We start from the raw sequence: 21,748 nt of genomic DNA on the forward strand, positions 1-21,748 counted from the left end.
ACTGCAAGATCGCGGGGGACGGGGCGTTACGCGACCTCGACGATGACCTCGACCTCGACCGGGGCGTCGAGGGGGAGTTCCGCCACGCCGACCGCGCTGCGGGCGTGCCGGCCGGCCTCGCCGAAGACGGCGCCGAACAGGTCGGAGGCGCCGTTGATGACGCCGGGCTGGCCGGTGAAGCCGGGCGCGCTGGCCACGAAGCCGGAGAGCTTCACGATCTTGACGACGTTCTCCAACCCGACCAGCGCGTCGATCGCGGCGAGCGCGTTCAACGCGCACCGCTCCGCCAGGTCCTTCGCTTGCTCGGCGGAGACACCGTTGCCGACCTTGCCGGTGGCGAGCAGCTTGCCGTCGGCCATCGGGAGCTGACCGGAGACGTAGACGTGCTGCCCAGACTGGACGGCCGGCACGTAGCTGGCCACCGGCGGCACCACCTCGGGCAGCGCCAGACCGAGTTCGGCGAGTTTCGCGTGCGGTCCGTTGCTCATTGGTCAGCCCTTCGGACGCTTCAGGTACGCGACGAGCTGCTCCGGGTTCGGTCCGGGCACCACGGAGACCAGCTCCCAGCCGTCCTCACCCCAGTTGTCGAGGATCTGCTTGGTCGCGTGGACCAGCAGCGGGACCGTGGCGTATTCCCACTTCTGCATCGGAGGAAGGCTCCCTTGCCTGACTTGGACTTCGGTCAGGCACAGCCTACGGTCCGACCGCCTCAGCCAGACGCGGGACGCTGCTCCGGCGCGGGCGACTCGCCGCAGGGGCCCTCGTGCTCGTAGCGCTGCGGGCAGCGACTGCGGTCGGGCAGCAGCAGGTCACAGAAGACGCGGTGCCGGTTGTTCTGGTCGTCGGCGGTGGAGACGGTGGTCTCGCCGGCGTCCAGCTCGGCCAGGAAGCCGAGCGAGGTGGCCACGATGCCGGCGAGCGCGGTCGCGGCAGCCAGGTCGGGCACCCGCACCGGCAGGTGGATGACGTAGCCCGGCTCATCCTCGTCCCGCCGGCGGCCGGCCGGCCGGAGCAGCGTGCGGACCACCTCGACCGGGGGCCGGTACGAGCGCTCGTTGAACGGTGTGCCCGCGCCGGGGCCGTCGGCGTCCCCGGGCCGGGCGGCCCGGTCACCGGGGGGAAACTGGGCTCGGGGAACGTTCTCCGCGTCGCGCATCCGCTGCCTCCGGACGTCATACCTGTTCATGGGCACCACTGCGCGGCTCGGAATCCCCCGGTCCGGCCGCCGTGTCGCGACGAACGTAGGACGTGGCCGGCCGCCCCGACAACGGGACGCGCATGAATGATCACGTCGAGTCACATATGCGACACAAGGCTGGTCCGGAACGCGACGGCGCTCTCGCGTCCGGGACGCCATGACGCGGGGCTGGCAAGCGGCCCGCCGACCGCTACCCTTCCGGACTGGGCGCGCGCGGTCGCGCACCCACCACCTCGACCCCGTGCCCGTCGCCTGGGGCGGCGACGGGCGCGCCGCAACCCGGGGGAGACCGATGACCCAACCGCCCGCCGGTGGCACCACCGGCACGCCCGGCGACCCGATTCCGCAGCCCGCATCCGGCGGGGCCCTCCCGCCGACCGGGCCCGGTCAACCGCCGCCCGGCGCCGGCCCGCCGCCGGGGCTCGGCCACCCGCCGTACCCGCCGCTCGCGCCGCCGCGCAAACGCCCGACCCTGCTGATCGTCTCGCTCGTGCTGGCCGCGGCGGTCCTGCTGTGCGGCGGCGGTGGCACCGCCGCGTTCCTCGCTCTCCGCGACGGCGCGGACGGCCAGGGCGCGCCGGAGCCGCAGGTGGCGGTGGACGGCTTCCTCAAGGCCGTCTACCAGGAGCGGGACGCCGACAAGGCGGCCACGTTCGTCTGCTCCGCGGCCCGCGACGACGAGAAGATCGCCGCCAAGGTCGCCGAGGTGCAGAAGTACGCCGGGCAGTACCAGAACCCCCGGTTCCGCTGGACCAACCCGACGGTCGACAACCAGACCGGGGACCGGGCCACGGTCTCCACCAAGGTCACCATGACCACCGCCGACGAGAAGGTCGCCGATCAGGACCTGCGCTTCACCGTGGTGCGGAAGACGGGTTGGTGGGTCTGCGAGGTCGGCTGATCCCGGCGGCTGGTTAGGCTCGACGGATGGCAGCGAGTGAGCAGCCGGCCGAGTCCGCCGGCAGATGGCCGGGCCGCCTGCACGTGGTGACCGGCAAGGGTGGCACCGGGAAGACCAGCGTGGCCGCCGCGCTGGCCCTCGGGCTGGCCGCCGGGGGCCGGCGCACGCTGCTGGTCGAGGTCGAGGGGCGGCAGGGCATCGCCCAGCTCTTCGGCACCGACCCGCTGCCGTACGAGGAGCGGCACCTCACCGACGCGCCCGGCGGCGGTGAGGTGCGGGCGCTGGCGGTCGACGCCGAGGAGGCGCTCCTCGAATACCTGGACATGTTCTACAAGCTCGGCGCCGCCGGCCGGGCGCTGCGCAAGCTCGGAGCGATCGACTTCGCCACCACGATCGCCCCCGGGCTGCGTGACGTGCTGCTCACCGGCAAGGTGAAGGAGGCCACCACCCGCACCAGCGGGTCCCGCCGGGCGTACGACGCGGTGGTGCTCGACGCGCCGCCGACCGGGCGGATCGGCCGCTTCCTCAACGTCACCGCGGAAACCGCCCGGCTGGCCAAGGTGGGCCCGATCAAGACCCAGAGCGAGGGTGTCTCCGCGCTGCTCCGTTCCCCGATGACCGCGGTGCACGTGGTCACGCTGCTGGAGGAGATGCCGGTCCAGGAGACGCTCGACGCGGTGGCCGACCTGACCCAGTTCGGCTTCCCGGTGGGCCAGGTGATCGTCAACGGCGTCCGTCCGCCGGTGCCGGCCGGTCGCGCGGTGACCGCGGCCGAGCTGAAGCGGGGGTTGGCCGCCGCTGGCCTGCCGACCGACGCCCGGACCGTGGCCGGCCTCGCCGAGGAGGCCCGCGACCAGCGGGTACGCCGCGAGCTGGAGGATTCGCTCCGCGGTGACCTGGTGGAGTTGGGGCTGCCCCTGATCGAGCTGCCGCTGCTGCCCGACGGGGTCGACCGGGTCGGGCTGGAGACGCTGGCCGGGACGCTCGTCCGGGCGGATTGACTCACACCTGGGGCCGGCTGCGGAGCAGAGAGCCCCTCGGGACCGATACGCTCGATTGGTGCCTTCCGAAGACGCGGCGCCTCCGCTGGACGTCGACCAGATCCTCGCCGACCCCGGCGTGCGGATCGTGGTCTGCTGCGGGGCGGGCGGCGTGGGCAAGACGACCACCGCCGCGGCCCTGGCGCTGCGGGCGGCCGAGCGGCACGGCCGGCGGACGGTGGTGCTCACCATCGACCCGGCCCGCCGGCTGGCCCAGTCGCTCGGCCTGACCGAGCTGGACAACACCCCCCGGCAGGTCAAGGGCCTCGACGTCGAGACCAGCGGCGGCGAGCTGCACGCCATGATGCTCGACATGAAGCGCACGTTCGACGACGTGGTGCTCCAGCACACCGACCCGGCGAAGGCGGCGGAGATCTTCGCCAACCCCTTCTACCAGGCGATGAGTTCCACCTTCGCCGGCACGCAGGAATACATGGCGATGGAGAAGCTGGGCCAGCTCCACGCCCGCGGCGACTGGGACCTGATCGTGGTGGACACGCCGCCGTCGCGCTCCGCGCTCGACTTCCTCGACGCGCCGGCCCGGTTGTCCCGGTTCCTCGACGGCCGGATGCTGCGGCTGCTGCTGGCCCCGGCGCGCAGCGGTGGGCGGAGCATGTTCAGCCTGGTGACGGCGAGCTTCGGGATGTTCTCCAAGGTGGTGCAGAAGGTGCTCGGCGCACAACTGCTCACCGATCTGTCCGGTTTCGTCGCCGCGCTCGACTCGATGTTCGGCGGGTTCCGGCAGCGGGCCGAGCAGACGTACCGCATCCTCCAGGCCGACGAGACCGCGTTCCTGCTGGTCGCGGCGCCGGAGTCGGACGCGGTCCGGGAGGCCGCCTACTTCGCGGGCCGGTTGCGGGACGAGCGGATGCCGCTGGCGGGGCTGGTGCTCAACCGGGTGCACCAGCCCGCCGCGCCGGGGCTGTCCGCGGAGCGGAGCCTGGCCGCGGCGGAGCGGCTGGCCGACGTCGGCGGGCACGAGGGCACCGTCGAAGTGTTGCGGGCGCATGCCGCGCTGGCCCAGCAGTCGGTCCGGGAGCAGCGGGTGGCGGCCCGGTTCACCGAGGCGTTCCCGGCGGTGCCGGCGGTGTCGGTGCCGGCGCAGCCCGCCGACGTGCACGACGTCGACGGGCTGCGGACGATCGGCGAGGCGATCAGCCGGCGGTGAACCCGCCGGCCGGGCCCCGTCAGGAGGTGGCGGTGGTGACCAGGATCTTGTCCTTGCCGGCCTTCTCCTTGGCGTTCTTCCTCATGGCCGCCTCGAACATCTTGCGCCAACTCGTCACCTGCGGGTGACGGCGGAGCAGCGCGCGGCGCTCGCGTTCGGTCATGCCGCCCCACACGCCGAACTCGATCCGGTTGTCGAGCGCGTCGGCCAGGCACTCGTACCGAACTGGGCAGCTCCGGCAGATCCTCTTCGCCACGTTCTGTTCGGCGCCCTGTACGAACAACGCGTCCGGGTCCCCGTTCTGACACGCCGCCAGTGACGGCCAGTCAGTGATCATGCCCATCTGTACACGTCCCCCCTTGCAGTACATACCGACGTCGCGCGAGCAGCCGCGAACTTCCCCCGGTCGTCCGGCCGGCCTCCCCAGGGCGGCACGGACGACGTGTGGCTGCGATCGCCGTCACCATCATGCTGTGTAGTCACCCGATTACGCAACGTTGTCGGCGAAATCCCTAATTTCTGGACACTCCCGGCGAGCCGGGCCTTCGCCGGCCGTCTACCCGGCTCCGGTACGGAAAAACGCCGCGCCGATCCCCCGATCGGCGGAGACTTCTGCGGATCTCACGCAACCCTGTGCCAGGGTTCGTGCGTTTAGCACAACGAGGCCGGCGCGGGATGGAAATGGGGAAAGTTCCCCGTGCGGCGGCCGATCCCTGCTCGCGTACCCTGTCGAGGTGACCTGGATGCGGAAACGTGACCACAATGTCTTCACCAACGCCGCATCGCTGCTGATCTGCGGCCTGCTGGCCGGCGTGGTGGTCGCCGCGGCGGCCTTCCCCGCGGTGGCGATGACCGGGCTGGCCGCGAAGGCCGGCTCGGAGACGTTCGGCGCGCTGCCCAAGGAGTTGACGGTGGCCCGGGCCCCGCAGATCACCTATCTGCTCGCCTCCGACGGCAAGACGCCGCTCGCCACCATGTACGACGAGAACCGCAAGGACGTCAAGCTCAAGGACATCTCGCCGTACATGGTGAAGGCCATCATCGCGGCCGAGGACCACGACTTCTACAAGCACAACGGCGTGGACCTCAACGGCGTCGCCCGGGCGTTCGTCAACAACCAGTCCACCGGCTCGTCCCGGCAGGGCGCGTCCACGCTCACCATGCAGTACGTCCGGCTGGCCATCTCCTACTCGGCCACCCACCCGGCCGACGTGGTCGCCGCCACCGAGGACACCAGCACCCGCAAGCTGCGCGAGATGAGCCTGGCGCTCCAGGTCGACAAGGAGCTCTCCAAGGACGAGATCCTGGAGCGCTACCTGAACATCGCCGCGTTCGGCAACGGCGCGTACGGCGTCTACGCCGCCAGCCAGGTCTACTTCGGCAAGCCGCCGAGCAAGCTCGACATCCAGGAGTCGGCGATGCTCGCCGGCATGGTGAAGGCGCCGACCGCGTTCGACCCAACCACCAAGGCCGGCTACCCGGAGGCGGTCGGTCGGCGCGACTACGTCATCCAGAACATGGTGCAGACCGGCGCGATCACCCAGCCCGAGGCGGACGCCGCCAAGAAGATCAAGCTCCAGGTGCGGGACAAGCGCACGCCGAACGGCTGCGTGCAGACCAACACCAACTCCTGGGGCTTCTTCTGCGACTACTTCTACCGCTGGTGGCTCCAGCAGGAGACGTTCGGCGGCACCTCGTACGACCGGGAGCGGCGGCTCAAGAGCGGCGGCTACACCATCGTCACCAGCATGGACGTGCAGGCGCAGAAGGCCGCCGACAAGGCGGTCCGTAACCACCTGAGCGAGAGCAGCAAGGCGGCCCGGATGGTGGCCGCGATCGAGCCGGGCACCGGCCGGGTCCGGGCGGTGGCGGTGAACCGGAAGTTCAAAATCGACGACCCGAAGAACCCGCAGAACAAGCTCTCCAGCGACCCGCGCAAGGCGAAGAAGAAGATCCGGGGCAACTACCCGAACACGGTGAACCCGCTGGTCACCGGCGGCCCCGGCATCTCCGGCTACCAGGCCGGCTCGACCTTCAAGATCTTCACACTGGTGGCCGCGCTGGAGAAGGGCTACCCGCTCAGCTACAGCATCAACGCGCAGAAGGTCTTCAAGTCCGACTACCCGGTCGAGTTCAACTCCCCGGCCGCCTGCCCGGGCACCAACAAGTACTGCCCGCAGAACGCCAGCGAGTCGATGGCCGGCATGCACAACATGTGGAGCGGCTTCGGCTTCTCGGTGAACACGTTCTTCATCGACCTCCAGCAGCGGGTCGGCGCGGAGAACGTGGTCAAGGCGGCGCAGAAGCTCGGCATCAGTTTCCGCTCGTCGGAGGACGCCAAGCTCGCGGCCAACCCGCACCAGTGGGGCGCGTTCAGCCTCGGCGTCTCGCAGACCACCCCGCTGGAGCTGGCCAACGCGTACGCCACGCTGGCCGCCGACGGGAAATACTGCGAGCCGATCCCGGTGCAGGAGATCCGCGGCCCGGACGGCGACAAGCTCGACATCGCCAACCCGCGCTGCGAGCAGCGGGTCAGCACCGAGGTGGCCCGCGCCGCCGTGGACGCCGCCCGTTGCCCGGTCGGTGACCGCTCCGCCACGTCGAAGTGCGGCACCGCCACCGCCGGCAACGTCCGCGGCATCGTCAAGGCGCCGGTGGCCGGCAAGTCCGGCACCACCGACTCGGAGAAGACGTCCGCCCTGGTCGCGATGACCAAGCAGTACGCGGTGGCCGGCATCATGGCCGACCCGGACTGGGCGCAGACCAACCAGCAGATGGGCCACGACGTGCCCAACGGCATCAACCCGGCGGTCTACGAGACGCTGCGGGACGCCATGAAGGGCAAGGAACGGAAGAACTTCACCCCGCCGGACGGCAAGATCGTGATGGGTGACCAGCGCTCGATCCCCGGCGTGAAGTGTGAGTCCGTCGACACCGCCAAGTCGCGGATCAAGGGCGCCGGCTTCGAGCCGGTGGTGTCCAGCAACAAGGTGCCGTCGGAGTGCCCGGCCGGCACCGCGGCCGGCACCAGCCCGGACGGGCGCACCATCAAGGGCGGCGTGGTGCTGATCGAGGTCAGCTCCGGCCAGGGCGCGCCGAAGCCGGGCGATTCCACCGGGCCGGGCGGGCCGGCGAACCCGCCGGGCAACGGCAACGGCCGGCCGGGACGCCCTGGCCGCGGCTGACCGGCGAACGACGACGACGGGCGGGCACCCCAGCGGGGGCCCGCCCGTTCCGTTGCGGTCGGCGCGTCTACAGGCCGAGCTGGCGGCGTACCTCGGCGGCGACCCGGCCCCCCTCGGCCCGGCCGGCCACCGCCGCCTGGGCCGCCTTCATGGCCGGGCCCATCTGCGCCTTGCCGGTGAAGCCGCCCGCGGCGAGCGCCCCCGCGACCAGCTCGGCCAGCTCGTCGTCGGGGAGCTGCTTCGGCAGGTAGCGCTCCAGCACCTCGCCCTCGGCGGTCTCCTTGCCGGCCTGCTCCGCGCGCCCGGCATCGGCGAACGCGGTGGCCGCCTCGCGCCGCTTCTTCGCCTCCTTGGTCAGCACCGCGAGCACCTCGTCGTCGCTGAGCTCGCGCTTCTCGCGGCCGGCGACCTCGGCGTTGCCGACGGCCGCGAGGGCCATCCGCAGCGTGGAGGTGGTCAGCTCGTCGCGCGCCTTCAACGCGGCGCGCATATCGGTGGTGAGACGGTCCTTCAGCGTGCTCATGGTCGGTGAAACTACCCTGAACAGCATGCGAAAGCGCACACTATTCCGGCTCGCGGCCGGAACCGCCGCCGCCGGCGCGGCCACGCTGGCCTACGCGTCGCTCGTCGAGCGCAACCTGTTCACCCTCCGCCGGTACGACGTGCCGGTGCTCCCGACCGACGCCGAACCGCTGCGCGTGCTCCACCTGTCGGACCTGCACATGATGCCCAACCAGCGGCGCAAGCAGGACTGGGTGGCCTCGCTGGCCGCGCTCGACCCGGACCTGGTGGTGGTCACCGGCGACAACATGGCCGACCCGGAGGCGGTGCCCGGGGTGCTGCGCGCGCTCCAGCCGCTGCTCGACCTGCCCGGCGCGTTCGTGTTCGGCTCCAACGACTACACCGGGCCGGTGCTGAAGAACCCGTTCTCCTACTTCCTGCCCGACCGGGAGTACACCGACGGCGTGTCGCTGCCGTACGAGGAACTGCGCGGCATCCTCACCGGCGCCGGCTGGGCGGACCTGAACAACGCCCGCACCACACTCAAGGCCGGCGGGCGGGCGATCGAGGTCGTCGGCGTGGACGATCCGCACATCGAGCGGGACGACTACGACGCGGTGGCCGGGCCGGTCGGTGCCGAGGTCGCGTTGTCGATCGCGCTGGCCCACTCGCCGGAGCCGGCCGTGCTGGACCGGATGGCCGCCGACGGCTTCGGGCTGCTGCTGGCCGGGCACACCCACGGCGGGCAGGTCTGCGTACCCGGGTACGGCGCGCTGGTGACCAACTGCGGGCTGCCCCGGTCGATGGCGCGCGGGCTGCACCGCTGGCCCGGCTCGGACTCCTGGCTGCACGTCTCCGCCGGCCTGGGCACCCACCCGACCGCCCCGGTGCGCTTCGCCTGCCCACCCGAGGCGAGCATCCTGACCCTGATCCCCCGCTGACGCTCGCCTCTGGCGATCTTGGTACGGATCGGCCCTCGGCGGGGCTGAATCCGTGCCAAGATCCAGGTGCCGCGTGGGGTGGGGGTACCGAGTTGGACCCCGGAGACGGGTGGGCTACTATTTGTCGGCACGCCTCGGGGTGTGGCGCAGCTTGGTAGCGCGCTTCGTTCGGGACGAAGAGGTCGTCGGTTCGAATCCGGCCACCCCGACCAGAGGTAAGAGGGCACGTCCAGTTTCTGGATGTGCCCTCTGGCGTTTCCCGGGGCAGACGTCGAACGGCCCCACGATCCCGGTCGTGAGTCGAGTGCCTGAAGCCTTACTCACGTACTGGGGGGATTGTGATGCCGCGCAGCCATACCTGACGCGAAGTGGCGCTCCGCTTCGTGTCGGTGCTGGTCGACGCCGGCTTGGTCGACCGCAGTCACGTCCTCCTCCGACGAGAGCCGATTCCGGTCTCGCCAGCTCACGAGGACAGCGACCACTAGCCCCAACACCACGAGCACCGCGAGCGATACCACCACCTTCGCCATGTCTGCGACGCTACGGCATCAGCGCCAGACCCAGGCGCGTCATGCCCGCAGGATCAGCGGCGGTGATAGCCAGCAGAACTCCCCACGGCCAGAGCAACGTGGCGTTACGTAGCGTGGCGCTGAGGTGTACCGTCCGATGCGCGAAGGCTCCGACGTCCGGGACGGCCCGCCACCTCGATGAGGTTCTTCAGGCTGACGGCGCACTCGTGCGATTGGTCGGGCAGCCTGTCGACCACGACGCCCGGCCGGCCGGCCAAGTCGAGGGCTACAACTTCCGGTCAGTGATGGCCGCCTCTATGCGCAGCCCGATGCCAGTCAGGATGAGGAAAAACGCAACGAGATACGGCTTCACGCCGTCATAGCCCGAAGACATGGTGAGCAGCGAGGCCAGGAAGCCAGCGACCAGCAACAGCGTGCCGAGTACCCGTCTGGCATCCGCTCGTTTAGATCGAGGATCCACAATGCGACCGTAACGGAGTCGGTGTAAGGGAGCGAGGCCCTGGCCTGGGTCGGGTGACTAATTGGGTGACGATCGGCACGCGCGGCGGCGGACCACCACGGATGACGGTGGACACCTGCCGCCGCTGGAGGAGCGGAGACTGCCAGGTTGGGAGAAGCGTGTCGGTTGCCTGAGGGTCAAGGAGTAGGAGCTGCCGGAGCGTTGTTGGTCCTTATTTGCTGGGATATGCCGCTTGCAGCACTTCTCGAACCAGCTCACTCGGTCGACGGTTTGTCAGCTCCGCCACCTTCTGAATCATTTGGAAGGTCTGGTCGTCAACCCGCACGCTGAGTCTGTGAGAGGCCCCGCCCTGGGCGGACAGGGATGGTCGACCGACTCGCCGTGGAGTGAGCTTGTCAAGGTCGAAACCCGCTTCTGCTTCGGCTGTCAGGGCAGCCTCCATCTGCGGAGTCAGCCGTACTCCGCCCTTGGTCTGCCGCCCGCCGGTCCGGGGTGTCATCGCCTCGCCCCTCTGAGTAGGTATGACCCTTTCAGTCTCCGCCGCACGCTTGCGCTTGACGGCTCGACCCTGCGCCTTGGTCCTGTCAGGAGTGGGCGTGGTGACTTCGCCCTCCGTTGCTCGTGTCGTCACACCCGCCATGGCTTCGCCTCCCTGTATGGCCGGTTGTACTTGGGTCGCATCTCCATCGAGTGGATCACTCGCAGAGTCCCGTCCAGCAACTCGATGCCGAGGACCTCAAGGGGAACGCCGCCCTTGTCGTCACCCAGGAACAGCAGCCGTTCGGGTCGCTCGGGAGGTTCCGGCGCCAGCACGTACGGCTGACCGCAATGCTCGATCACGTACTGCGACCGAGATCGAGAAATGCCGTGTTTGGTTGCGGCCTGCGCCCACGAGTACCCGTTGTACCTTGCCACCCCTGCATTTTGTCCGACGAAACTCTTCGTCGCTAGCCTGACACGTCTTCGCGAGACCGGCAAGGATTCTGCGATGTGCGTCCCGCCGACTCATGTCCGATGCGGTAGCACCAACGCCGACAGGCCTGCACGCTCGCTGCGGGCGGCCGGCCGGTTCACCTGGCAAGGTAGACGCATGCCAGCGATGATCCGATCCCGCCTGACCGATTGGACCACCGTCGTACCCGTGCTCGCCGTGCTCCTGCTCGTCTTCACCTGGGGGCGGGAGCTACCTGGCGCGCTGATCTTCGTGGTGGCGGCCCTGCTCGCCGTCGCCGTGCTGGCCGCCGTCCACCACGCCGAGGTCGTGGCGCACAAGGTGGGCGAGCCGTACGGCTCGCTGGTGCTGGCGGTCGCGGTCACCGTGATCGAGGTCGGCCTGATCGTCACGCTGATGATCAGCGGTGGGGACAAGACGCAGGCGCTGGCCCGGGACACCGTCTTCGCCGCCGTGATGATCACCTGTAACGGCATCCTCGGCCTGTCGTTGCTGCTCGGCGCGCTACGCCGGCAGGTGGCGGTGTTCAACCCGGAAGGCACCGGCGGGGCGCTGGCCACCGTGGCGACGCTCGCCACGCTCAGCATGGTGGTGCCCACGTTCACCACCAGCCGGCCCGGCCCGGAGTTCTCCCCCGGTCAACTCGCCTTCGCGGCGGTCGCCTCGCTCGCGCTCTACCTGCTGTTCGTGATGGTGCAGACCGGCCGGCACCGCGACTACTTCCTCCCGGTCACCCAGGAGGGCAGCATCCTGGCGGAGGACACCGACGGCGACGGGCACGCCGAGCCGCCGTCCACGCGTACCGCGCTGGCCAGCCTGGCGCTGCTGGTGGTGGCGCTGGTCGCGGTGGTCGGCGACGCGAAGACCATCTCCCCGGCGATCGAGTCGGCCGTGCAGGCGGCCAACCTGCCGCAGGCGTTCGTCGGCGTGGTCATCGCGCTGCTGGTGCTGGCGCCGGAGACGCTGGCCGCCGCCCGGGCCGCCCGCCGGGACCGCGTACAGATCAGTCTGAACCTGGCGCTCGGCTCGGCGATGGCCAGTATCGGCCTGACCATCCCGGCCATCGCGATCGCCTCGATCTGGCTGGACGGCCCGCTGCTGCTGGGGCTGGGCGGCACCCAGATGACGCTGCTGGCGCTGACCGCGGTGACCGCCGTGCTCACCGTGGTGCCGGGGCGGGCCACCGTGCTCCAGGGCGGGGTGCACCTGGTGCTGCTCGCCGCGTTCGTCTTCCTGGCCGCGAGCCCGTGACCGGGGCGGAAGTCCGCCTCCCGCGCGGCCGGTGATCGGCCGAAAGGCCATTGCCCGCCCCGAACGGGAAACGGTTTGATGCTCGTAACTGTCCGGGCGGGTGCCCGGACGGTAACGGGAGGACATCCACTGTGTTCAGTGTCAGGCCACGTCGTGGCCTCATCGGCCTGCTCGGGTTGACCTTGGGGGTCACCGGGCTGACGGTCGTCACCACCGACGGCGCCGCTGTGGCGGCGCCGCACTACACCACCCCACCCCAGGTGCAGGGCGGCTGGGTCGACTCGGCCACCCCCGCCAAGGCGTACAACTGGGCCGAGGGCGTCAACATGCCGCTCGGCACCCGGGTCGACGACGCCGGGAAGTCGCACACCTCGCGGATCTACGCGACCTTCGACCTGTCCCAGTTCGAGGGCGGTCGGAAGATCTACGGCGGAAAGGTCTTCATCCAGGAGCAGACCGCCGCCGACTGCACGAAGCGGGCGATCGAGATCTGGCGTACGAAGCAGGTGGGCTCCACCCCCACCTGGAACCGGCAGCCGGAGCCGATCGGCAAGCTCGACGAGATCGTGACGCCGGAGTACTGCCCCCGGGCCACCATCTCCTTCGACGTGGGCGCCGCCGTCCAGGAGGCGGTGGCGCAGAAGCAGCGGCGGATCACCTTCCTGCTCCGGGTGCCGGAGCAGTACGAGTCGGACCCGACGTACGCGCGTGAGCTGAACTGGTACAAGCAGGTCCAGCTCAGCGTGCAGTACAACTCGCTGCCCACGGTCGACAACACGCGCCTCTACAACGGCGGCTTCGCCTGCACCCAGTTGCGGCCGTACCCGAAGATCGGCTCCTTCGCCCACGTGCTCCAGGCGGTCGGCTCCGACGCCGACGAGTGGGACCAGCGCAGCCTGCGTACCGATGTGGCGTTCTGGCCGGTCGGTCACCCGGAGCAGCGGCGGGAGCTGAGTGGCGAGCACGGCAGCTCGGGCCGGGCGAACACGGTCCAACTGCCCGCCGACGCGCTGGCCGACGGCACCTCGTACGTCTGGCAGGCCCGCGTCGGTGACGGCGCGGACACGTCCGCCTGGTCGAAGAAGTGCTACTTCAGCTACGACGCCACCGCACCGGCAGCGCCGACGGTGACCTCGTCGAACTACCCCTCGTCGGAGACCGGTCAGTGGGTGCCGGCCGGCGAGCCGGGTGTCTTCACGTTCTCCGGCAACGGCAAGAAGGACGTGGCGGGCTTCCAGTACTCGTGGTCCCAGCTCGGCGTGGGCGGCTGCGAGTCCGGCGGTGACGTCGGCCAGTTGGTCTGCACCGACCCGCTGAGTCATCCCGGCACCATCCGTGCCGACGCGCCGGGGGGCACGGCGACGGTGACGATGAGCCCGCCGAACGCCGGTCCGCAGCGGCTCACCGTACGCTCGGTCGACCTGGCCGGCAACGCCTCCGGGCAGGTGGTCTACGAGGTGAACGTGCCCTGGTCCGCGCCGCAGGTGGAGGTGCAGGGCGGTCCGCCGGAGTGGAACCAGGACGTGCTGCTGAAGATCACCCCGGCGCCGGGGCTCACCGGCGTCGAGGAGTACGAGATCACCCTCGACAACGAGCCGACGGACACCCGGCGGCCCGAGGAGGACGGCGTCGCCTGGTTCAGCTTCCGGGCGAGCAACCCCAACGGTCACCGGGTGACGATCCGCAGCCGCAGCGCCAACGGGTTCGTCTCCGAGGAGACCAACTGGTACGCCACGTTCAACCCGTGGCCGGGTGTCCGGTCGGACGTCTACCAGCGACCGGCCGACGGCAGCCCGGTGGGCGGGGTCGGGGTGCCCGGCACCTTCACCTTCTCGCCGCCGCCCGGGTGGACCGACGTGGCGACCTACCGGTACGCGTTCGGCGACGACGGCGAGTTCACCGACGTGACCGCCGACGGTGACGGTCGGGCGACCGTGACGTGGACGCCGCAGACCAGCGGGTGGATCACCCTGACGGTCTTCGCGGTCAAGGCCGACGGCACGTTCAGCGAGTACGCCAACTGGTACTCGTTCGAGGTCGCCGGCACCGCCTGATCGGTGGGAGCGGGGCGGGGTGGACGGGGACCGTCCGCCCCGCCCCGTCAGTCGTGCAGCTCGGTGCGGGCCACCTCGGCGAACGCCGCGCTCAGGTAGTCGGCGAACGGGCGTCCGGTGACCGCCAGCAGGTCGGCCACGAGCAGCGGGGCGTGCCGGGCGACCGCCGCCGGGTCGGGCGGGTTCTCGTCGTCGCCCGGGTCGTAGACGCCGAGCGCGCCGGCCAGCAGCACCAGCAGCACGTGCGGGTCGACGTCGGGCCACCACGTCGCAGCCGACCGGGCGCAGCGCTCCAGCACCTGGCGTACGTCGTCGCCGTCCAGCCCGTCCGGATGCCCCTCCTCCAGCAGCAGCCGCACCGCGCCGCCGAGCACCAGCCCGGCCCGGTCGGCGGCGGCGAGCCGCTCCACCGCCGGCCGGTACGCCTCGGCGTCCCGCTCCCGAGCCGCGTCGACCGCGTCCGTGGCGGCCACGGCGATCTCGCGGGCCGGGGCGGGCAGATGACGCCAGGTCATGGTCACCGGGCCAGCATGGCAGACCGGGTGGGCTTGCTCACCTTCCGGCTCCGCGCCCGTCCGGGGCGAGGGTAAACGGGTCGCGGCCGTCGTACCCGCCGCCCAGAATCCCAGCCATGCTGCGCCGCTCCCTGCCCGCTCGTCCCGAAGCCCGGCGGATCCTCCTGGGCACCCTGCTCTCCGCCGTCGGCCGCGGCCTCACCCTGCCGTTCCTGTTCATCTACCTCACCGACGTACGCGGCCTCACCGACGCCCGCGCCGGTCTGGTGATCGGCTGGTTCGGCGCGGTGACACTGGCGCTGTCGCCGCTGGGCGGCACGCTGATCGACCGGTTCGGCGCTCGGCGGGTGGTGCTGCCGTGCCTGGTCGTCGAGGCCGTCGGCACCGGCTCGCTGGCCCTGGTCGACTCCACCGCCTCGGCGTTCGGGGTGATGACCCTGGTCGCCGTGGGCAGCTCGGCGATCTGGGCCGGGCAGAACACCATCCTCGCGTCGCTCACCGGCGACGGTGAGCGGCAGCGGGTCTTCGGGTTGAACTTCGCCCTGCTCAACCTCGGCATCGGCGTCGGCGGCCTGATCTCCGGGGCGGTGGTCGACGTGGCCCGTCCGGTCACGTTCCAGGCGATCTACCTGCTCGACGCGGCGAGTTACCTGACCCCGGCCCTGATCCTGCTCACGCTGCCGCACGTGGGGCGCCGGCCGGCCACGGTCGCGGACGGGGGCGATGCCGCGCCGGCGGCCGGCGGCTATCTGACGGTGCTGCGGGACCGGCCGTTCCGCCGGCTCGTCGTCTTCGGGCTGGTGCTCACCACCTGCGGGTACGCGCAGATCGAGGTGGGCTTCGCGGCGTACTCGGTGCGGGTGGTGGAGGTGACGCCGCGGGTGGTGGCCTGGGCGCTCGCCGCGAACACCGTGATGATCGTGCTCTCCCAACTGCTGGTGCTCCGGCGGCTGGAGGGACGCAGCCGCACCGGCGCGCTGGCGTTGGTCGGCGCGGTCTTCGCGGGCGCCTGGCTGGTGCTCGGTGCGGCCGGTGTGGTCGGTGGCGGCAACGCGCTGCTCGCGGCGCTCGGCGTGGTGGCCTGCTCGGCGATCTTCGGGTTCGGCGAGACGATGCTGTCGCCGGTCATGCCCGCCCTGACCAACGCGTTGGCCACCGACGAGCTGCGCGGCCGTTACAACGCGATGAGTTCGATGATCTTCGGGATCAGTGGTGTCGTCGGTCCGGTCACCGCCGGGCCGCTGATCGGCGCGGCGGACGGACGGGTCTGGGTGGCGGTCGTGGTGGGTGGCTGCCTGGCCGCCTCGCTGCTCGCCCTGTCCCTGCGCCCTCTGCTCAGCGCGGCTCAGGACGGCCGCCCGGCCCTCACCCGCACCCCGGACCCCCACCCCGCCTCCACGGCCTGACCGCCCCCGACCGTCGATCAAGGAGTTCGTGCCACCCTTCCGTGCTCCGCCGGACGCGAACTCCTTGATCGCCGAGCGGGGAGGCGCGGGCGAGGACGGGGACGGGCCCCGGAGCGTCGCTCCGGGGCCCGTTCTCGGTGTCGGTCACCGTCAGGCGGCGGGGACCTCCGCGGTGGTCTGGATCCGGTCCAGCGCCGGCGCGGACACCGGCGACTTCTCGGTCAGGTACGCGGTGAAGGCGTCCAGGTCGATCTGGCCGGTCACCGCGTTGGTGCCGCCGGTCAGGACGCTGAAGCCGTCGCCGCCACCGGCGAGGAAGTTGTTCACCGTGACCCGGTAGGTCGCGGTGTCGGTCACCGGGGTGCCGTTGATGGTGAGGCTGCCCCGGACCACCCGGCTGCCGGCACACGGCGTGCCGGCCGGCGCGGTGGTGCCGTTGACGTCCACCACGTAGTGCACGGACGAGGACGCGTAGAGCACCCGCGCCACGGTGAACTGCTGCTCCAGCATGCAGTAGAGCTGCGCGCCGGTCAGGTCCAGCGTCACCAGGTTGTTGGCGAACGGCTGGACGGTGAACGCCTCGGCGTAGGTGACCGGGCCGGCGTCGAGGTCGGCGCGGACGCCGCCAGGGTTCATGAACGCGGCGACCGCGTTCTGCTCGGTGTCGGTGGCGGCGAGCTGGGCGTCGGCGATCACGTTGCCCAGCGGCGACTCACCGGTCTGGTACGTCGGCTTGCCGTTGGCGTCGACCCCGGTCTGGTACAGGTTCTCCTGGGTCTTGGTGATCGCGGTGGTGGTCTCACCGACCACCCGGTCGGCCACCGGGCCGAGCGCGGTCTTGTACCGGCTGATCAGCTCGGTCGAGGCCGGGTCCTTGGCGACGTCCCGGGTGACCACCACGTTGTTCGCCGACGCGCTGACCACGTCCCGGGTACGCGGGTCGATCTTCAGGTTGATGTCGGTGACGAGGCGGCCGAACGAGCTGGCGCTGGTCACCAGCTTGCCGTTGATGTTGCAGTTGTACGCGGCGTGGGTGTGGCCGCTGACGATCACGTCGATCGCCGGGTCCATCCGGTTGGCGATGTCGACGATCGGGCCGCTGAAGCCGGTGCAGTCGTTGATGCCGCCGCCGTTCTGCACGCCACCCTCGTGCAGCAGCACGACGATGCTCTTGACGCCGAGCAGGCGCAGGATCTTGGCGTACTTGTTGGCGGTGTCGGCCTCGTCGGTGAAGCGCAGCCCGGCCACGCCCTGCTGGCTGACGATGTTCGGGGTGCCCTCCAGGGTCATGCCGATGAAGCCGATCGGCACACCCTTGACGATCTTGATGCCGAACGGCTGCATCAGCGGCAGGCCGGTGGAGGTCTTGAACGCGTTGGCGGAGAGGTACTTGAACTTGGCGCCCTCGAACGGCGTGCCGTCGGCGCAGCCGTCCACCGGGTGGCAGCCGCCGCGCTGCATCCGCAGCAGCTCCTTGGCGCCCTCGTCGAACTCGTGGTTGCCGACGCTGGCGAACTCGAGCCCGGCGAGGTTCATCTCCTCGATGGTGGGCTCGTCGTGGAACGCGGCGGAGAGCAGCGGCGAGGCGCCGATCAGGTCGCCCGCGGCGACCGTGACGGTGCCCTTGCCCTGCGCCTGCGCCGCGGCGCGCATGGCCTTCAGGTGGCTGGCCAGGTATTCGGCGCCACCGGCGGCCTGCCCGTCGATGGTGCCGCTGGAGCCGGTCGGCGGCTCCAGGTTGCCGTGGAAGTCGTTGATCGCGAGCAGTTGGACGTCGACCGGCTTCGAGTGGGCCTCAGCCTGGTCGGGGGTGACGGCGACGGCGGTGAACGCGGTCGCGGCGAGTGCGGCCAGGCCGACGGCGGCCCGGCGGCGCATCCCGGGGACGGACATGGAACTCCTCGTGAGATACCGGCGCGTGGTTGCCCGGACGATGGTTCGCCCGGCGACCCTGACGCGTGCCGTGACAGGGGTCGATCGCGGAAGGCGGCACTCGGGGGAACGCCGCCCCGCCCGGGGTAGCTTCTCATCCACCGGGCCGCAGGTCGACCGGGGTGGCATCCGGAATGTTCACCGCACCAGGCGACCCGTGCCGGTCTGCCCGACGAGTCCGACATGACCGTCGGGTGAATTCCCGCACGGCGCACGCCGGTCACGAAAGGGCGCCGGCCCCCAGGGACCAGGGAGCCGGCGCCGTCGCTCATGTCACGCCGAAAACGTTGCCGTGGCAACCTTCCTGACCGGAAAAACTCCCGGCGGGCCATCCGTCGCCGGCCGAACGGCCGTTCATGTCCACCGGTCCGGCGGTCGGAGCGGACTGTCCGAACTCGACCTGGACACCGGAGGGCGGGTCGGTGACCGCGACGTGGGCGGCACCGACCAGCCTCCGGAGCGCCGCCCGGCTCCACCGCCCGGCGACACCCGGCCGGCCGGACAGATAGTCGACGGTGTGCGCCACACCCCAGCCGTGCGCCTCCCGCAGCCCCCGGGCCAGCATGCCGAGATAGACCGGGGCGGGCCGGGTCCAGGGCACCGCCACCGCGCGGTGCGGGGCGGTGAACGTGAGCATCGGCCGGCCGTCGCGCTCCCCGACCCGCAGCAGCGTCTCGTACCGGCCCGGACCGAGCGTGGCCCTACCGGTCGCGACCGCCGCGCGGATCCCGGCCAGATCCGCGCCGGGCGGCCGGTACATCTCCTGGGCGGCGATGTCGGCGAACTGCTCGGCCGTGACCAGGTAGCCGCGGACCGCCGCCCGGCCGGGCAACTCCGGGTCGTAGAACGCCATGCCGCCGGTCCAGGCGCGGGACTCGCCGGCGAAGTAGACGCCGCCGGGGATCAGCGCCGGGACCATCCGGCGCGGCGGTCGGCAGTCCCGGCAGCCCGGGTACGTGCGCAGCCCGCCCGCCGGGCGCCCGCCGCGCAGGTACCGGTCGAGCCGCGCGGCGTGCAGGTTCGACCCGTACGCGACGTACCAGAGCAGGGACACCGGAGCGTTCAGAACCCGCACGTCCGGCCGGCGGCGTGACTGACCTGGACGGTGTGCGTGACGCAGCCACCGTCGGCGACCCGGTGCAGCAGGAACCCGGTCGGCTCGGCGACCCAGCCGATCTCGTCCCCGTCGGCCATGGTCAGGCTGGCCTGGATCCAGGTGCTCGGCGCGCAGGTCAGCACCGTACCGGCGAACGCGCTGGTCACCGGGCGGTGCAGGTGGCCCGCGGCGACGCGTACGACGTGGGGGTGTCGGGCGATCACGGCGGCGAGCGCGTCGGCGTCGGCGAGCCGGATGGCGTCGGCGGCCGGGAGGCCCACCGCGACCGGCGGATGGTGCAGGCACACGACGGCGGGCACCTCCGGCCGGCCGGCGAGCACCCCGTCGAGCCAGTCGAGCTGCTCGTCGCCGAGGCGACCGCCGGAGCCGCCCGGGGTGAGCGAGTCGAGCACCACGAGCGTCGCCTCCGGGTGGTCGACGTGGTAGTGCGCGGAGAAACCGCCGGCCAGGTGGGGGGTGCCGCCGAACGTGTCGAGCAGCGACTCGCGGTCGTCGTGGTTGCCGGCGGCCAGGTGGACCGGCAGCGGGAACCGCCCGACGATCTCGCGGAGGGCGAGGTATTCGTCCGGCCGGCCGTGGCCGGTGAGATCGCCGGTGATCACCACGCAGTCGGGCCGGGGGCGCAGGGCGAGCACCGTGCCGAGCGCCCGGTGCAGGCCGGCCGCCGGCTCGGCGGCGAGCGGGCCGGTGGTCACGTGCGGATCGCTGAGCTGGGCGATGAGCATCGGCGCCTCCTCGGGCCGGGACTCCTCACGCTACCGCCGCCCCGGCCCACGCGTTGCCCACAGGCCGCGTCCACAGCCTGTGGATAGCACATGTGTACGAAGGTCGACGGCGGTCCCGCTGAGTACGCTTGATCGCGAACCCACCCCCTCCGAGCAGGAACGACGTGGATCACGAGCGAGTCCTCCGCGACGTCACGGTGCGCCTTCCCACGGCGTCGACCGTGCCGGAGGCGTGCCAGTGGACCGTCGCCGCGCTCGCCCGCCACACCCCGGCGACCGCCTCCGTCCTGCTCCGCGTCCACGACCGCCTCCGGTGCGTCGCGGCCACCGGCGCCTGGCAGGTCTTCTCCCACGTCCCGGCGACCGCCGACGATGCCGGGCCGGCCCGGCACCGGCCCGAACCGTCGGTGGTGCGGCGGGTCTACGCCTCCGGCGAGACCGCCGCCGTGCCCGACGTCGCCGCCGACCCCGACTACCTCCCGATCCGCCCGGACGTCACCACGGAACTCTGCGTGCCGGTACGCGACCCGGCCGGCCGCCCGATCGGCGTGCTCGACCTCCAGTGGAGCGAACCGATCACGTTGGCGCCCTGGCAGGAGACCGCCGAGCGGCTGGCCGACCGGCTCGGCACCCGGATCGCGGCGCTCGGCGGCCCACCCGCCGAGAGCCGCAGCGAGAAGCTGCTCCGGCACGCCGCCGCGTTCACCGCCGCCGGAACCGACTGGGACCTGATGACCGCCGCCATCGCCGCGGCCCGGGACGTGTCCGCGCTCTCCGCCGCCGTGCTGGTGCTCACCGGTCGCGGCGGCCCCCGGCTGGGCGCGCCCACCGACACCCCGGGGGCCTTGGAGGCGCGGATCCGGGCCGAGCTGGCCGAGGCCGGCCCCGCCACGCTGGACCGGATCATCGACCGCGCCCACCGCTACGGGTCGGCGTACACGCTGGGCGAGGCGGGGCACCCGCCGACCGAGGAGTACCTGCCGCTGACCCGGGCCGGCGCGCGCACACTGGTGGCGGTGCCGGTCGGCACGCCGTCGAGCGGCGGTGTGCTGCTGGTCGCCGACGGACGGTCACTGCGGCCCGACCCGACCACTGTCAACCTGATCGAGTTGCTGGCCGGGCAGGCGTGGACCTGTCTGGACCGGCTACGGACGCTGGCGCGGCTGCGCGAGCAGGCCAGTTCGGACCCGCTCACCGGGCTGCGGCACACCGGCCCGTTCGGGCAGCGGATCGCCACCGCCACGCCGGGGCGTACCGCGCTGCTGGCCATCGACGTGGACGGGTTCAAGCACGTCAACGACACGTACGGCCACCAGGCCGGCGACCGGCTCCTGGTGGGGCTGGCCCGGGCGCTGGAGGGCGCGCTACGGCAGGGCGACGAGCTGTACCGGACCGGCGGCGACGAGTTCTTCGCGGTGATCGAGGTGAGCCATCCGCAGGAGGCGGTCCGGATCGCCGAGCGGCTCACCGAGGCGGCCCGCCGCACCGGCCGGACGATCAGCGTCGGCATCGCGCTGCCCCGCCCCGACGAGCCCCCGGAGCGCACCCTGCACCGCGCCGACCAGGCCCTCTACGCGGTGAAGCGGCACGGCCGAGACGGCGTCCACCTGTCCGCCGCCTGACCCACCCGCCCTCACCCTCACCCCGCGCCCTGTTTCACGGAAAGAGTGGCTATCCGGGCCCGCATAGCCACTCTTTCCGTGAATCTGGGCATGCGCAACGGGCGCGGGGCGCGCGGGGTTAGGGGGTTAGTCCTTGTCGCCTCTGGCGAGGTGGCCCGTTCCGGGCTGAAAATCGTGTCGGTCGCTCGCTGACGTCGTCGCTCCTTGGTCCGTGTGAGGTCGTGGGTTAGTCGGACGCTGGTAGCCGCGT

General features: G+C 71.6%; 21 protein-coding genes and 1 tRNA gene. 10 read left to right on the forward strand and 12 right to left on the reverse strand.

The annotated features are described in order from the left end of the window. Positions 1-26: 26 nt before the first annotated feature. From C8054_RS21925 to C8054_RS21935, 3 genes are all read right to left on the reverse strand, one after another. Positions 27-488 carry a RidA family protein gene (locus tag C8054_RS21925; RefSeq protein WP_107159613.1) on the reverse strand — a complete coding sequence of 154 codons (462 nt, stop codon included), beginning with the start codon at positions 486-488 and terminating at the stop codon, positions 27-29. Positions 489-491: 3 nt separating this feature from the next. After that, a complete protein-coding gene (locus C8054_RS21930) occupies positions 492-647 on the reverse strand; it encodes a DUF4177 domain-containing protein (protein ID WP_013289021.1) in 156 nt (51 codons plus the stop codon). A 62-nt stretch (positions 648-709) separates the two neighbouring features. Beyond that, positions 710-1,156: a hypothetical protein gene (locus C8054_RS21935; RefSeq protein ID WP_107159615.1), complete on the reverse strand. Its 447-nt coding sequence runs from the start codon at positions 1,154-1,156 to the stop codon at positions 710-712. A 334-nt stretch (positions 1,157-1,490) separates the two neighbouring features. Here C8054_RS21935 and C8054_RS21945 point away from each other — a divergent pair, with 334 nt between their 5' ends. Genes C8054_RS21945 through C8054_RS21955 form a run of 3 tightly spaced genes read left to right on the forward strand, consistent with a single transcriptional unit; the run spans position 1,491 to position 4,307 of the window. Then, entirely contained in the window at positions 1,491-2,099 is a 609-nt protein-coding gene (locus C8054_RS21945) for a hypothetical protein (protein WP_107159617.1), read from the forward strand. Positions 2,100-2,125: 26 nt separating this feature from the next. Further along, positions 2,126-3,100, forward strand: a complete 975-nt coding sequence (locus tag C8054_RS21950; protein WP_107159619.1) for an ArsA-related P-loop ATPase — start codon at positions 2,126-2,128, stop codon at positions 3,098-3,100. Positions 3,101-3,155: 55 nt separating this feature from the next. Continuing rightward, positions 3,156-4,307 (forward strand): ArsA-related P-loop ATPase, encoded by a 1,152-nt coding sequence (locus C8054_RS21955; protein WP_199199873.1) that lies wholly within the window; start codon positions 3,156-3,158, stop codon positions 4,305-4,307. Positions 4,308-4,326: 19 nt separating this feature from the next. Here C8054_RS21955 and C8054_RS21960 read toward each other — a convergent pair whose 3' ends face one another. Next, a complete protein-coding gene (locus tag C8054_RS21960) occupies positions 4,327-4,650 on the reverse strand; it encodes a WhiB family transcriptional regulator (protein WP_107159621.1) in 324 nt (107 codons plus the stop codon). 400 nt (positions 4,651-5,050) lie between these two features. Here C8054_RS21960 and C8054_RS21965 point away from each other — a divergent pair, with 400 nt between their 5' ends. Next, positions 5,051-7,492 (forward strand): transglycosylase domain-containing protein, encoded by a 2,442-nt coding sequence (locus C8054_RS21965; RefSeq protein WP_107159666.1) that lies wholly within the window; start codon positions 5,051-5,053, stop codon positions 7,490-7,492. Between the two features lie 67 nt (positions 7,493-7,559). Here C8054_RS21965 and C8054_RS21970 read toward each other — a convergent pair whose 3' ends face one another. Further along, complete coding sequence (locus C8054_RS21970; protein ID WP_107159623.1) at positions 7,560-8,015, reverse strand: GatB/YqeY domain-containing protein; 456 nt, start codon at positions 8,013-8,015, stop codon at positions 7,560-7,562. A 25-nt stretch (positions 8,016-8,040) separates the two neighbouring features. On the opposite strand from C8054_RS21970, the gene C8054_RS21975 reads away from it, so the two are divergent. Together C8054_RS21975 and C8054_RS21980 are read left to right on the forward strand one after the other, a co-directional pair. Then, positions 8,041-8,934: a metallophosphoesterase gene (locus C8054_RS21975; protein WP_107159625.1), complete on the forward strand. Its 894-nt coding sequence runs from the start codon at positions 8,041-8,043 to the stop codon at positions 8,932-8,934. 135 nt (positions 8,935-9,069) lie between these two features. Next, positions 9,070-9,146: transfer RNA gene (locus tag C8054_RS21980), tRNA-Pro, on the forward strand. 108 nt (positions 9,147-9,254) lie between these two features. Here the strand turns inward: C8054_RS21980 and C8054_RS21985 are convergent. The 3 genes from C8054_RS21985 to C8054_RS21995 all read right to left on the reverse strand — a co-directional run bounded on the left by C8054_RS21985 (position 9,255) and on the right by C8054_RS21995 (position 10,839). After that, positions 9,255-9,464, reverse strand: coding sequence for a hypothetical protein (locus tag C8054_RS21985; RefSeq protein ID WP_107159628.1), 210 nt, complete (start codon positions 9,462-9,464; stop codon positions 9,255-9,257). Positions 9,465-9,729: 265 nt separating this feature from the next. Then, positions 9,730-9,924 carry a hypothetical protein gene (locus tag C8054_RS21990; protein WP_107159630.1) on the reverse strand — a complete coding sequence of 65 codons (195 nt, stop codon included), beginning with the start codon at positions 9,922-9,924 and terminating at the stop codon, positions 9,730-9,732. Positions 9,925-10,551: 627 nt separating this feature from the next. After that, on the reverse strand, positions 10,552-10,839 hold the full coding sequence (locus C8054_RS21995; protein ID WP_146179953.1) for a hypothetical protein: 288 nt from the start codon (positions 10,837-10,839) through the stop codon (positions 10,552-10,554). A 184-nt stretch (positions 10,840-11,023) separates the two neighbouring features. Here C8054_RS21995 and C8054_RS22000 point away from each other — a divergent pair, with 184 nt between their 5' ends. Both C8054_RS22000 and C8054_RS22005 read left to right on the forward strand, forming a co-directional pair. Next, entirely contained in the window at positions 11,024-12,127 is a 1,104-nt protein-coding gene (locus tag C8054_RS22000; protein WP_199199877.1) for a calcium:proton antiporter, read from the forward strand. 131 nt (positions 12,128-12,258) lie between these two features. Beyond that, complete coding sequence (locus tag C8054_RS22005) at positions 12,259-14,181, forward strand: DNRLRE domain-containing protein (protein WP_107159636.1); 1,923 nt, start codon at positions 12,259-12,261, stop codon at positions 14,179-14,181. 47 nt (positions 14,182-14,228) lie between these two features. On the opposite strand, the gene C8054_RS22010 is transcribed toward C8054_RS22005, so the two are convergent. Beyond that, on the reverse strand, positions 14,229-14,702 hold the full coding sequence (locus tag C8054_RS22010; RefSeq protein WP_199199874.1) for a hypothetical protein: 474 nt from the start codon (positions 14,700-14,702) through the stop codon (positions 14,229-14,231). A gap of 110 nt (positions 14,703-14,812) precedes the next feature. Here C8054_RS22010 and C8054_RS22015 point away from each other — a divergent pair, with 110 nt between their 5' ends. Beyond that, positions 14,813-16,102 carry an MFS transporter gene (locus tag C8054_RS22015; RefSeq protein ID WP_107159638.1) on the forward strand — a complete coding sequence of 430 codons (1,290 nt, stop codon included), beginning with the start codon at positions 14,813-14,815 and terminating at the stop codon, positions 16,100-16,102. A 150-nt stretch (positions 16,103-16,252) separates the two neighbouring features. On the opposite strand, the gene C8054_RS22020 is transcribed toward C8054_RS22015, so the two are convergent. From C8054_RS22020 to C8054_RS22030, 3 genes are all read right to left on the reverse strand, one after another. Then, complete coding sequence (locus C8054_RS22020; protein WP_107159640.1) at positions 16,253-17,995, reverse strand: bifunctional UDP-sugar hydrolase/5'-nucleotidase; 1,743 nt, start codon at positions 17,993-17,995, stop codon at positions 16,253-16,255. A gap of 307 nt (positions 17,996-18,302) precedes the next feature. After that, entirely contained in the window at positions 18,303-19,088 is a 786-nt protein-coding gene (locus C8054_RS22025) for a histone deacetylase (protein ID WP_233219884.1), read from the reverse strand. Positions 19,089-19,096: 8 nt separating this feature from the next. After that, on the reverse strand, positions 19,097-19,876 hold the full coding sequence (locus tag C8054_RS22030) for a phosphodiesterase (protein ID WP_107159642.1): 780 nt from the start codon (positions 19,874-19,876) through the stop codon (positions 19,097-19,099). Positions 19,877-20,040: 164 nt separating this feature from the next. On the opposite strand from C8054_RS22030, the gene C8054_RS22035 reads away from it, so the two are divergent. Further along, a complete protein-coding gene (locus C8054_RS22035) occupies positions 20,041-21,498 on the forward strand; it encodes a diguanylate cyclase (RefSeq protein ID WP_107159644.1) in 1,458 nt (485 codons plus the stop codon). The last annotated feature ends 250 nt before the right edge of the window (positions 21,499-21,748 follow it).

The sequence above is a fragment of the Micromonospora sp. RP3T genome (assembly GCF_003027925.1).
Classification (GTDB): Bacteria; Actinomycetota; Actinomycetes; order Mycobacteriales; family Micromonosporaceae; genus Micromonospora.

Bases quoted from the DNA above. Each gene is read 5' to 3' on its own strand.
- C8054_RS21930 (WP_013289021.1), bottom strand. From the start codon at position 647: ATGCAGAAGTGGGAATACGCCACGGTCCCGCTGCTGGTCCACGCGACC.
- C8054_RS21950 (WP_107159619.1), top strand. From the start codon at position 2,126: ATGGCAGCGAGTGAGCAGCCGGCCGAGTCCGCCGGCAGATGGCCGGGC.
- C8054_RS21985 (WP_107159628.1), bottom strand. From the start codon at position 9,464: ATGGCGAAGGTGGTGGTATCGCTCGCGGTGCTCGTGGTGTTGGGGCTA.
- C8054_RS21945 (WP_107159617.1), top strand. From the start codon at position 1,491: ATGACCCAACCGCCCGCCGGTGGCACCACCGGCACGCCCGGCGACCCG.
- C8054_RS22000 (WP_199199877.1), top strand. From the start codon at position 11,024: ATGATCCGATCCCGCCTGACCGATTGGACCACCGTCGTACCCGTGCTC.
- C8054_RS21975 (WP_107159625.1), top strand. From the start codon at position 8,041: ATGCGAAAGCGCACACTATTCCGGCTCGCGGCCGGAACCGCCGCCGCC.
- C8054_RS21970 (WP_107159623.1), bottom strand. From the start codon at position 8,015: ATGAGCACGCTGAAGGACCGTCTCACCACCGATATGCGCGCCGCGTTG.
- C8054_RS21935 (WP_107159615.1), bottom strand. From the start codon at position 1,156: ATGCGCGACGCGGAGAACGTTCCCCGAGCCCAGTTTCCCCCCGGTGAC.
- C8054_RS22015 (WP_107159638.1), top strand. From the start codon at position 14,813: ATGCTGCGCCGCTCCCTGCCCGCTCGTCCCGAAGCCCGGCGGATCCTC.
- C8054_RS21925 (WP_107159613.1), bottom strand. From the start codon at position 488: ATGAGCAACGGACCGCACGCGAAACTCGCCGAACTCGGTCTGGCGCTG.
- C8054_RS21960 (WP_107159621.1), bottom strand. From the start codon at position 4,650: ATGGGCATGATCACTGACTGGCCGTCACTGGCGGCGTGTCAGAACGGG.
- C8054_RS22030 (WP_107159642.1), bottom strand. From the start codon at position 19,876: ATGCTCATCGCCCAGCTCAGCGATCCGCACGTGACCACCGGCCCGCTC.
- C8054_RS21965 (WP_107159666.1), top strand. From the start codon at position 5,051: ATGCGGAAACGTGACCACAATGTCTTCACCAACGCCGCATCGCTGCTG.
- C8054_RS22020 (WP_107159640.1), bottom strand. From the start codon at position 17,995: ATGTCCGTCCCCGGGATGCGCCGCCGGGCCGCCGTCGGCCTGGCCGCA.